General features: G+C 62.3%; 10 protein-coding genes and 1 pseudogene. 7 read left to right on the top strand and 4 right to left on the bottom strand.

The genetic code is table 11. From position 1 onward, the window contains the following. From HLUSI_RS30905 to HLUSI_RS0104190, 3 genes are all read left to right on the top strand, one after another. On the top strand, nucleotides 1-373 hold a 373-nt coding region (locus tag HLUSI_RS30905), incomplete at its 5' end, for an Hpt domain-containing protein (RefSeq protein ID WP_238533916.1). Beyond that, on the top strand, nucleotides 360-2537 hold the full coding sequence (locus HLUSI_RS26880; RefSeq protein ID WP_157137738.1) for a hybrid sensor histidine kinase/response regulator: 2178 nt from the start codon (nucleotides 360-362) through the stop codon (nucleotides 2535-2537). The genes HLUSI_RS30905 and HLUSI_RS26880, both read left to right, overlap by 14 nt. Nucleotides 2538-2603: 66 nt before the next feature. Continuing rightward, nucleotides 2604-3398, top strand: a complete 795-nt coding sequence (locus HLUSI_RS0104190; protein ID WP_016832785.1) for a ZIP family metal transporter — start codon at nucleotides 2604-2606, stop codon at nucleotides 3396-3398. Between the two features lie 10 nt (nucleotides 3399-3408). On the opposite strand, the gene HLUSI_RS32360 is transcribed toward HLUSI_RS0104190, so the two are convergent. Next, nucleotides 3409-3642 (bottom strand): hypothetical protein, encoded by a 234-nt coding sequence (locus tag HLUSI_RS32360; RefSeq protein WP_016832784.1) that lies wholly within the window; start codon nucleotides 3640-3642, stop codon nucleotides 3409-3411. A 9-nt stretch (nucleotides 3643-3651) separates the two neighbouring features. Here HLUSI_RS32360 and HLUSI_RS0104180 point away from each other — a divergent pair, with 9 nt between their 5' ends. Then, the gene (locus HLUSI_RS0104180; protein ID WP_016832783.1) at nucleotides 3652-4554 is read left to right on the top strand and encodes a LysR family transcriptional regulator; all 903 of its coding nucleotides are present in this window, start codon (nucleotides 3652-3654) and stop codon (nucleotides 4552-4554) included. A gap of 28 nt (nucleotides 4555-4582) precedes the next feature. Here HLUSI_RS0104180 and HLUSI_RS0104175 read toward each other — a convergent pair whose 3' ends face one another. From HLUSI_RS0104175 to HLUSI_RS0104165, 3 genes are all read right to left on the bottom strand, one after another. Continuing rightward, nucleotides 4583-5446: a sulfurtransferase gene (locus HLUSI_RS0104175; protein ID WP_016832782.1), complete on the bottom strand. Its 864-nt coding sequence runs from the start codon at nucleotides 5444-5446 to the stop codon at nucleotides 4583-4585. Nucleotides 5447-5460: 14 nt separating this feature from the next. Continuing rightward, complete coding sequence (locus tag HLUSI_RS0104170; protein WP_029363115.1) at nucleotides 5461-6384, bottom strand: DMT family transporter; 924 nt, start codon at nucleotides 6382-6384, stop codon at nucleotides 5461-5463. A 203-nt stretch (nucleotides 6385-6587) separates the two neighbouring features. Next, nucleotides 6588-7706 (bottom strand): aromatic ring-hydroxylating oxygenase subunit alpha, encoded by a 1119-nt coding sequence (locus HLUSI_RS0104165; protein ID WP_016832780.1) that lies wholly within the window; start codon nucleotides 7704-7706, stop codon nucleotides 6588-6590. A gap of 224 nt (nucleotides 7707-7930) precedes the next feature. Here HLUSI_RS0104165 and HLUSI_RS0104160 point away from each other — a divergent pair, with 224 nt between their 5' ends. From HLUSI_RS0104160 to dxs, 3 genes and pseudogenes are all read left to right on the top strand, one after another. After that, on the top strand, nucleotides 7931-8194 hold the full coding sequence (locus HLUSI_RS0104160; RefSeq protein WP_016832779.1) for an exodeoxyribonuclease VII small subunit: 264 nt from the start codon (nucleotides 7931-7933) through the stop codon (nucleotides 8192-8194). After that, the gene (locus HLUSI_RS0104155) at nucleotides 8191-9102 is read left to right on the top strand and encodes a polyprenyl synthetase family protein (RefSeq protein ID WP_016832778.1); all 912 of its coding nucleotides are present in this window, start codon (nucleotides 8191-8193) and stop codon (nucleotides 9100-9102) included. The genes HLUSI_RS0104160 and HLUSI_RS0104155 overlap by 4 nt, the downstream gene beginning before the upstream one ends. A 60-nt stretch (nucleotides 9103-9162) precedes the next feature. After that, nucleotides 9163-10890, top strand: a pseudogene (gene dxs / locus HLUSI_RS26875) (1-deoxy-D-xylulose-5-phosphate synthase). Nucleotides 10891-10926 lie beyond the last annotated feature (36 nt).

Below are 10926 nucleotides of genomic sequence, written 5' to 3'. Positions count from 1 at the left end.
CTGGAGAGCGGGCGTCATGCCGCCGCCGCGCCCTGTCGTGCAAGTGCAACTGCAGACCTTGTTGACGACGCTGGAAGTGCGCCGGCGTCATAGCCACGACGGCGGTAAGACGGCTCCGGCGGAAAGCACGCAAGCGGCAGGGGCAAGGTCGCCCGAGCCGAGCGGCGACCTGATCGACCCGGAGCTGCTGGATATTTTCCTGGAAGAGGGACGCGATTTGCTGCCTCAGGTCGGCGAGAGTTTGTACAAACTGCAGAAGACGCCGGGCGATACGGCACTGATCCAGTACTTGCTGCGACCGCTGCACACCATCAAGGGCAGCGCGCGCATGGCCGGGCGCCATGCGCCTCGGCCAGCACATGCACGATCTTGAAAGCAGCATCGGAGAAATGATGCGCGACGGTGAACCGTCGGCGGCGCTGATCGATAATTTGCTGGCGCGGTACGACCAGGGCCTGCAGCTGTTCGACGCCCTGCAGTTGCCGGCCGTTGCCGCGCCGGCGCCGGGATCGTCGCATACAGTTGCGCCTGCCGTGCCCATGACAGCAGTGGCGCGCACCGACCCCATCAAGGCTGCAGTTGAGCCAGCAGCACCAGCGTCAACATCAGCGCCAGCCCAGCCCGGCACCGCTGCGCCGCTGATACGCATCCGCGTCGGCATTCTCGACAGCGTGCTCAACCAGGCCGGTGAAATTTCGATCTCGCGCTCCGGGCTGGAGTCCGAAGTCAATATCCTGCGTCAGCATCTGGCCGATCTCGGCAGCAATGTGGCGCGACTGAGCACGCAACTGCGCGAAGTCGAGATCCAGGCCGAGATCCAGATCGCAGCGTCGAACCAGAAGCAGCCGCAGAACCAGCATTTCGATCCGCTTGAATTCGATCGGTTCACCCACCTGCATGAACTCACGCGCATGCTCGCCGAAAGCGTCAACGACGTCGCTTCGCTGCAAAAGAACCTGCTCGACTCGGTAGACCGCACGCAAAACGGTCTGGTGCATCAGGCGCGCCTGACACGCGACATGCAGCGCGAGCTGATGCACGCGCGCATGGTGCAGTTCAGGGGCATCGAAGAACCCCCGCACCGGCTGGTGCGGCAAATGGCGAAGGAAACCGGCAAGGAGCTCGCGCTCGACATCGTCGGCGGCGCGGTCGAACTCGATCGCAGCATTCTGGAAAAGATGGTGGGACCGTTCGAGCACTTGTTGCGCAATGCCGCCGCGCACGGCATCGAAGGCGCCGAGCAGCGGCTGGCGGCGGGGAAGGACGCAGTGGGGCGGCTGTTGCTGGAAGTCCGGCAAGAAGGCAACGAGGCGATGATCCGGCTATCCGACGACGGCCAGGGGCTGGACCTTGCACGCATTCACGAAAAGGCTTTGCATCTGGGCTTGATCGATCCGCATCATCGCTTGTCCGACGCCGAGTTGACCAGCATCATCTTCCATCCGGGATTCTCGACCAGCAGCAATGTCACGGCGATTGCCGGGCGCGGCGTCGGCATGGACGTGGTCCGTTCGGAAGTCGCCTCGCTGGGCGGGCGCATCAGCATCGCCACGATCGCCGGCAAAGGCGCGCAATTCATCATCCATCTGCCGCTGTCGCTGGCGGTGGCGCAAGTGGTGCTGCTGGAGCTCGACCAGCAAAGCTATGCGATTCCTTCGCTGCTGGTGGAGCAGGTGCTGCAAATCAAGCGCGCCGATCAGGATCGCGTGTTGCGCGAAGGCTTGCTGGAATGGCAGGGACGCGCTTTGCCATTGCATTATCTTTCGGCGCTGCTGGGAGACGAACGCAACATCCCGCAACAGCAGGCCTTGCCGGTACTGGTGATCAAGAGCGGCCACGACTTCCTGGCGATCCTGGTGGACCGCATCGTCGGCAATCGTGAAGTCGTCACCAAGAGCATCGGCCCGCAGCTGACTGGCATGACCGGCGTGGTCGGCGCCACCGTGCTCGGCAGCGGCAGCATTGTGCTGATCCTCAATCCCATCCAGCTGGCGCAGCGTCAGGGTTACCAGCGCATGCTGCGGCGCGAGCAGTTGCAGGGCGCCGATGGCGGAGTCAGCCGCAAGATCGTGCTGGTCGTCGACGATTCTCTGACCGTGCGCCGCGTCATGCATCGACTGCTCACGCGCGAGGGCTATCAGGTGGTGCTGGCCACCGACGGCGTCGATGCCCTGCATCAGATGCAGGCCGTGCGTCCCGACATCGTGCTGCTGGATATTGAAATGCCGCGCATGGACGGCTTCGACCTGACGCGCAATATCCGCGACATGGCCGCCACCGCGACCCTGCCGATCATCATGATCACTTCGCGGACTGCTGCCAAGCACCGCGAGCGCGCCATGGAACTGGGCGTCAATGCCTATCTCGGCAAGCCTTACCAGGACGACGTGCTGCTCAATCTGATCCACGGTCTGATCGAAAACAACGGCGTGCGGCCTGAATTCCGTATCGATGAAGTGTTGTTCTGGCATGAACCGGAGGCGGCGGACGGAGATGAAAGCGGTCCGGACGTCGCCCAGGACGGCCCCTCTCCTTAGCCCCTCATTTGCCGAAAAAAATCAGCTATGGTCTAATCTGCCACTTCCTGAGGCTGTTCCTGACTATTGGGGCTCGAAATTAATTCCACTCTGCTTTCCATCCTGCTGGCCACGACGATCGCCGGCGTGTTCAGCATCACTGCGGCCGCGATTTTCTCGTTCGCGCTGCTGTCCAGGATGGTCGAGCGCCTGGTCAGCCTGTCGGTCGGCATCATGCTCTCGACCTCCTTGTTGCATGCGCTGCCGGAAGCCTTCGAATCATCGGCCGAGCCGCACAAGCTGTTTGCGGTCTTGCTGGGCGGCCTGCTGGCGTTCTTCCTGCTGGAAAAACTGTCCATCCTGCGCCATTCCCATCATCATGAAGACGACGGCCACGGCCATCACCACGGCCACGACAAGCATGAGGCGGGCAAGGCCGGCTGGATGATCCTGGTCGGCGACGGCATGCACAATTTCACCGACGGCATCCTGATTGCTGCCGCCTTCCTGGCCGATCCGCATCTGGGGCTGGTCACCGGCCTGGCCATCATCGCGCATGAAATCCCGCAGGAAATCGGCGACTTCATTGTGCTGCTCAACGCCGGCTTTTCGCGCACGCGCGCTTACGTCTACAACCTGATCTGCAGCCTGATGGCGGTGCTGGGCGGCGTGCTCGGCTACTTCATGCTGGAGCGCGGCATGGAATGGATTCCCTACGTGCTGGTGTTCGCCTCCTCGGGATTCATTTATATCGCCGTCAGCGACCTGATGCCGCAGATGCAGCGCCGCGCCACACTGCGCGAGACGATTCCGCAAGTGATCCTAATCGGCCTCGGCGTGGTCATCGTGCTGGTGCTGACCAGCCACGCGCACGCGCATTAAGCATTAAGAATCAGCGCCCGTCACGCCGGGTGGATTTGATCGGCAGGCACATCAGCTTGATCACGACGCTGAGCAGCAGCCCGCCGAAGCCGAGCAGGACAAGGAACGTTTCCGACACGATAGCCCTTTCGCATTGCTGGTGATGGATGGACTGTAGCGCTTTGGCCGGTGCGGCCGCCAATATCAAATGCGCCGTCCGATTATCGCAAAACGGCATGACGGCAGCAGCGCGATGGCGGCACAATAGGCGCTCATGATTTCCATCAAACAGCTCAAATACTTTGTCGAGATCGTCGCCGCCGGCAGCTACACGCGCGCGTCCGAACGCCTTTACATCGCGCAGTCGGCGTTGAGCCGCCAGATCAAGGAGCTGGAAAACGATATTGATGTCGTTTTGCTAAGACGCGACGCCAAGCAGGTCGAACTGACGCTGGCGGGCAAGGATTTCTACGACCGCGCGCGCAAGATTCTCGACGACATGGACCAGGCCATCGTGCAGGCGCACCACATCGACAAAGGCGAACGCGGCGCCATCCGCCTGCTGCATTCGAGTTCGGTGCCGCTGTCGCCGCCGCTGGGACCTTGCCTGAACGCGGTGCTGCAGGCTTTTCCCGGCGTGACGCTGGAAATTTCCCAGGCCTCCTCCGAACACCAGGCATTGGACGTCGAGGAAGGCCGCGCCGACCTCGGTCTGGCGCGTACCCCTATCCTGCGCAAGCATCCGCATCTGGAAACCATCACGCTGTATCAGGAGAAGCTGGTGGTCGCGGTATCGCTGCAGCATCCGTTGGCGCAGCGCGAGGTGGTCGGTATCGCCGAGCTGCGCGACGAGTTGTTCGTATCCATGCCGCACCGCGAGCGCGGCGGCCTCAGTTATCTGGTGGCCGAGCGTTGCATCGCGCACGGCTTCTTTCCCAGGCCGGCGCGGGCGACCTCGCGCAAGGCATCGCTGCTGAGCCTGGTCAACGCCGATTTCGGCATCGCCATCGTGCCCGACAGCATGCGTGCGATCGCCGTTGCGGGCGTACATTTCATCGATATACGGGAGCCCGACTTCCAGTCGGCGGTGGTGCTGATGATGCGGCGCGATGCGCCGGTGATGGTGGGGCAGTTCGTACAGGCCTTCATGCAAGGCTTGCAGATGCCGGCGGCCTGAGCGCCGCCGGACCTGTTGTCATCTATGGTCAGGGCTTCGCGCCGGTCGCCACCGGACGCGACGAATCCGAACTCCATTCGCTCCACGAACCGGGATACAGGCGTGCGCCCGGCAAGCCGGCCACTTCCAGCGCGAGCAGGTTGTGGCAAGCGGTCACGCCGGAGCCGCACTGCATGACGGCTGCCTGCGGATCGCCCAGCAGCGTCAGCCATTCCTCGCGCAGTTGCGCCGCCCCCTTGAAGCGGCCATCGGCTTGCAGGTTGTCCTTGAAGAAGCGGTTCTTCGCGCCCGGGATATGGCCTCCCACCGCATCCAGCGTCTCGTTCTCACCGCGGAAACGATCCGGTGCGCGGGCGTCGATCACCTGCAGCGCCTGGGTCTTGATGTTCTCCACCAGCGCCTGGGCATCGACGGTCTGCACCAGCGAAGTCAGATCCTGGATGCTGCCTGGTGTGGCTGGCGCCGGCGTCTCGGCGCTGAGCGGCTCGCCGATGGCCTGCCAGGCCGCCATGCCACCGTCCAGCACGGCCACGTCGCTGTGGCCGATCCAGCGCAGCAGCCACCACAGGCGCGCGGCGAACATGCCGCCGTGGGCGTCATAGGCGACGACTTGCGTGCCCTTGCCGACGCCCAGTTCCTGCATGGCGTCGATGAAGGCCTGGCGCTCCGGCAGCGGATGGCGGCCTTTGAATTTGCCGTCGGCGCCGTTCTTGGCGCCCGACAGGATCTTGTCGAGATGGGCGAAGCGCGCCTGCGGAACATGCCCGGCGGCGTAGGCTTGCGCGCCGGCGTCGGGATTGGCGAGGTCGTGGCGGCAGTCGATCACCAGCCAGTTGGCGTCGTCGAGATGGGCAGCCAGGTCGGCTGCGGAAATCAGTGTGGCGTAGGTCATGGTGATTCCTCTTCCTAAACTTCGGTGGCGATCGGATCAATCGCCGGCAGGTTGCGGGATTGTCGGGATTGTTGCTGAGAACGCTGATTGTAGAACGTCGAGACTACACCGCTCATCAGAATGATGGCGATGCCGGTCCAACCCATCCAGCCCGGCGCGTCGTTCCAGATGAACAAGCCCCACAGGCTGGCGAACACGATGCCGGTGTATTGCAGGTTGGCCGTGACCAGCGTATTGCCGAGCCGGTAGGCGCGCGTCATGGCGATCTGCGCCAGCGTCGCGGTGAGGCCGATGGTGACGAGCAGCGCCAGGCCCTTGGCCGAATGCGCATGCCAGAACGGAATGCGACCGATCACCACGCTGCCGGCCAGGCCTGCCAGCAAACCGGTGAAGGAGAAGTAGAACACCACGCGGTATTCCGGCTCGCCCAGCAGGCCGAGCTTGCGCACCTGCAGGTAGACCAGCGCCGACAGCACGCCGGAAAACAGCGCGATCAGCCCGCCAAGCAACTGATCGGAATCGATCGACGGCCGCAGCAGCATCGCCACGCCGACGAAGCTCAGCAGCACCGTGCCGGCCAGGCCCCATTCGAAACGCTTCTTGCCCTGCCACCAGGCAACGCCGAACAGCATCGCGGCGATCCAGATCGACGACATGTAGTTGAGTGTGGTGGCGGTCGCCACCGGCAGCAAGCCGAACGAATAGAACCACAGCCATAGCGAAATCACGCCGACGCCGCCGCGGATGAGATGGTCGCGCGGGTAGGGCGTCCTGAGCGTGCCGCCGCGGATCTTGACCAGGCCGTAGATGAAGGCGACGCCAACTATTCCTCGGCACAACACCACTTCAGCGGTGGAGTAGTAGTCGGACGACAGCTTGACGCAGACGCCCATGATGGAAAACAGGAAGGAGGCAACAAGCATCCAGAGGGATTGCATGGCGATACTCTATTCGAAAGCGAGGACAAAAAAACAGGCAGCGCAAGCTGGTGCCGGCGCTGCCTTCGGATCGTACGTCAATCGGAGATGCTGCAGAATTGGTCTGGCGCTGCAGATGCTGTCGGACTACATCGTGACCATCGCATCATCGGCGCTTTCTGCATGCTTTCCTCAAAAATTCAGATGTGGATTCAGAGTGAAATTCAGTTTTCCTGCACCGCGATCTGCGACCGGTACCATTCATGGAAGTGCTGCATGCCGTCTTCCATCGGCGACTGGTACGGCCCGACTTCGCTGGTGCCGCGATCCATGAGTATACGCCGCCCGGCATCCATGCGCAGGGCGATCTCGTCATCCTCGACGCAGGTCTCCATGTACGCAGCGCGTTCGGCCTCGACCATCTCGCGTTCGAACAGGGCGATTTCTTCGGGGTAGTAGAACTCCACCACGTTGGTGGTTTTTTGCGGACCATTGGGCCACAGCGTCGACACCACCAGCACGTGCGGATACCACTCGACCATGATGTTGGGATACAGCGTCAGCCAGATCGCACCGTACTTCGGCGGCTGGCCGTTGCCGAAGCGCAGCACCTGTTCCTGCCACTTCTTGTAGGTCGGCGAACCGGACTTGGCCAGGCCGTGATTGACGCCCACGGTCTGCACGCTGTAATTCCTGCCGAATTCCCATTTCAGGTCGTCGCAGCTGACGAAGCTGCCCAGGCCCGGATGGAAGGGCTCGACGTGGTAGTCCTCCAGGTAGACCTCGATGAAGGTCTTCCAGTTGTAGTCGCACTCGTGCACTTCGACGTGATCGAACAGGTAGCCGGAGAAATCCAGGTCGCGCGTCACGCCCAACTGCTTCAATTGCGCAGCGACGTCGTTGCCGTCCTTGCCGTTATTCTCGAACAGCAGGCCGTTCCAGTTTTGCAAAGGCGTCTTGGACAGGTTCAGGCACGGCGTCTCGCCGAAATGCGGCGCGCCGATCAGGTCGCCCTTGAGATCGTAGGTCCAGCGATGCAGCGGGCAGACGATATTGCGCGCGTTGCCGCGACCGTCGAGCATCTTGGCCTGGCGATGACGGCAGACGTTGGACATCAGTTCGATGCCGTGCGCGTTGCGCACCAGCATGCGACCTTCGTTTTCCCATGGCAGCGTCGCGTAGTCGCCGACATTGGGCACCATCAGTTCATGGCCGGCGTAACGAGGCCCCTGTTGAAATAACTGGTGAATTTCGCGCTTGAAAAGCGCATCGTCAAAATAGACGTCAACTGGTAGTTGCGCGTTTGAACGCGCCAGTTTGGCAAAAGTAGCAAGATCGGACATCTCCGCCCCCAAATTAATTTGCACCAACCTAAGAGAGAAAGAATCCGCAAAAACCTGAGTTCAAATAATATGAAGAGGAAATTTTGGACAGAACTGCGGATTATGCCATAAATCCCTTCATTCAGGGCCGATTGCGCGTCTGAATCACCTGAAAAATGCGCCCTCGGCCGCCCATCTGTGGCGGATTGCACTAAAATGACGGCCTATATCTGAAATCAGCCACTATGCCAAAGAATCCCGTCAAAGTCAGCCAGCCCGCCTCTTTCGAAGAGGCCATGGAAGAGCTCGAACAACTGGTCATCCAGATGGAAGCCGGCGAACTCCCGCTGGAAGCTTCCGTCGCCGCCTACAAGCGCGGCGCCGAACTGGTCAAGTTCTGCTCGGTGCAGCTCGACAAGGTCGACAGCCAGGTCAAGGTGCTTGAAGGCGACATGCTCAAGCCATTGCTCGGCACCGGCGTCGGCGAGCCGGCGGAGGACGGGGAATGAACGCACGGATCGAAGCGGATGCCGCATTCACCGACTGGATGCAACACGTCCAGGCCGGCATGGAAGGGACGCTCGACGCCTATTTGTCGGCGGTCACCGAAATCCCTGCGCGCCTGCACCAGGCCATGCGCTACAGCGCACTGGACGGCGGCAAGCGCGTGCGGCCCTTGCTGGTGTATGCGGCCGGCGAGCTGTTCGATGCGCCGGAGCAATTGCTCGGCCGTGCCGCCGCCGCCGTGGAAATGATCCATGTCTATTCGCTGGTGCACGACGACATGCCGTGCATGGACGATGATGCGTTGCGCCGCGGCAAGCCGACGGTGCACGTCAGGTACGACGAGCCAACCGCCTTGCTGGTAGGCGACGCGTTGCAGGCACAGGCGTTTGCGGTGCTGTCCGAGAACATCGAAGAACAACATGCCCCGCGCCAGCTGAAGATGCTGAACCTGCTGGCGCAGGCGGCCGGCTCGACCGGCATGTGCGGCGGCCAGGCCATCGATCTGGCCAGCGTCGGCATGACCTTGTCGCTGGCGGAACTGGAGCAGATGCACAGGCTCAAAACAGGAGCGCTGCTGCGCGCCGCCATTTTGCTTGGCGCCTGCAGCGGCAAAAATCTGACGGTGGCCGAACAGGCCGCGCTGGAAGCGTATTCCTGCCCGATCAGCCTGGCGTTCCAGGTGGTCGACGATATTCTCGACGCGACGGCGGATTCCGCCACGCTCGGCAAGACCGCCGGCAAGGATGCGGCCGACAACAAACCGACTTACGTATCCATCCTCGGCCTGAGCGAATCGCAGGCCCTGGCCGAAAAGCTGCGCAACGACGCCCACAAGGCGCTGGAACAGTTCGGCGACAAGGCCCGGCGCCTGCATGAACTTGCCGACCTGATCGTGCAACGCAAGGCATAAGCGAGCGCAGCGGTAATTCCTCCGCTCGCAAGAAACCAATTAACGGTGACAAGACCCAGCATGCTCAATACGATAAACAGCCCCGCCGATCTGCGGCAACTCCCGCGCACTCAGTTGAAGCCCCTGGCCGACGAGTTGCGCGCCTTCATCCTCGATTCGGTATCGAAGACCGGCGGGCATCTTTCGTCCAATCTCGGCACGGTCGAACTGACCATCGCGCTGCATTACGTATTCAACACGCCGGAAGACCGCATCGTCTGGGACGTCGGTCACCAGACCTATCCGCACAAGATCCTCACCGGCCGGCGCGACCAGATGTCGACGCTGCGCCAGCTTGACGGCATTTCGGGCTTCCCGCGCCGGGCTGAAAGCGAACACGACACCTTCGGCACCGCGCATTCGTCGACATCGATTTCCGCTGCGCTCGGCATGGCGCTGGCGGCCAAGACCAAGGGTGAAGATCGTCACGCCATCGCCGTCGCCGCCGGTGGGCGCGCTCAACCGCTACCTGGCGCGCCTCATGTCCGGGCAGTTCTACGCCAAGGCCAAGAACGTCGGCAAGTCGATGCTGCCGGGACCGATGCTGGAGCTGGCCAAGCGCTTTGAAGAACATGCCAAGGGCATGATCGTCCCGGCCACCATGTTTGAAGAATTCGGCTTCAACTACATCGGCCCGATCGACGGTCACGATCTCGATTCGCTGATCCCGACGCTGCAAAACCTGAAGAATCTCAAGGGTCCGCAATTCCTGCACGTGGTCACCAGGAAAGGCCAGGGCTACAAGCTGGCCGAAGCCGATCCTGTGCTGTACCACGGTCCCGGCAAGTTCAACCCGGCCGAAGGCATCAAGCCGGCCGCGGCAAGCAAGCAGACCTATACGCAGGTCTTCGGCGAATGGCTGTGCGACATGGCCGCGCAGGACAAGACGCTGGTCGGCATCACGCCCGCCATGCGCGAAGGTTCTGGCATGGTCAGCTTCGAGCAGAAATTCCCCGATCGCTACTACGACGTCGGCATCGCCGAACAGCATGCCGTGACGTTTGCCGCCGGCATGGCTTGCGAAGGGATGAAGCCGGTCGTGGCGATTTACTCGACCTTCCTGCAACGCGCCTATGACCAGTTGATCCACGACGTGGCATTGCAAAACCTCGACGTCACGTTCGCGCTCGATCGCGCGCCACGCATGCGGGCAATTACGATATGGCGTTCCTGCGCTGTATTCCCAACATGGTGGTGATGGCGGCCTCCGACGAGAACGAGTGCCGCAAGATGCTCTCTACCGCCTATCAGTATCCCGGTCCCGCCTCGGTGCGCTATCCGCGCGGCGCAGGCATCGGCGCCGCAGTGGACCAGACGCTGGAGACCCTGCCCCTGGGCCGTGGCGAGATCCGCCGCCAGGGCAAGAACGTCGCCATCCTGGCCTTCGGCAGCCTGCTGGCCCCGTCCCTGGGCGCGGGCGACAAGCTCAATGCCACGGTGGCCAACATGCGCTTCATCAAGCCGCTGGACGTGGAACTGGTCAAGCAACTGGCCGCCTCGCACGATGCCCTGGTGACCGTGGAAGAGGGCTGCATCATGGGCGGCGCCGGTGCGGCCGTCTCCGAGGCGCTGGCAGCGGCCGGCATCAACAAGCCGATTCTGCATCTGGGACTGCCGGACCGCTTCATCGACCATGGCGACGCCGGTCAGTTGCTGGCCAAATGCGGTCTCGACAGCGACGGCATTGCAGCCTCCATCGTGCAACGTTTCGGCAAGGACCAGCCGCGTCTGGTGGTCAACAACGGCTGAACGCGTTGCAAGCTCGAAGATAAAAAAAGCGGCCCA

This window comes from Herbaspirillum lusitanum P6-12, from assembly GCF_000256565.1.
Classification (GTDB): Bacteria; Pseudomonadota; Gammaproteobacteria; order Burkholderiales; family Burkholderiaceae_D; genus Herbaspirillum; species Herbaspirillum lusitanum.
This window is presented reverse-complemented; position numbering and strand designations above follow the sequence as displayed.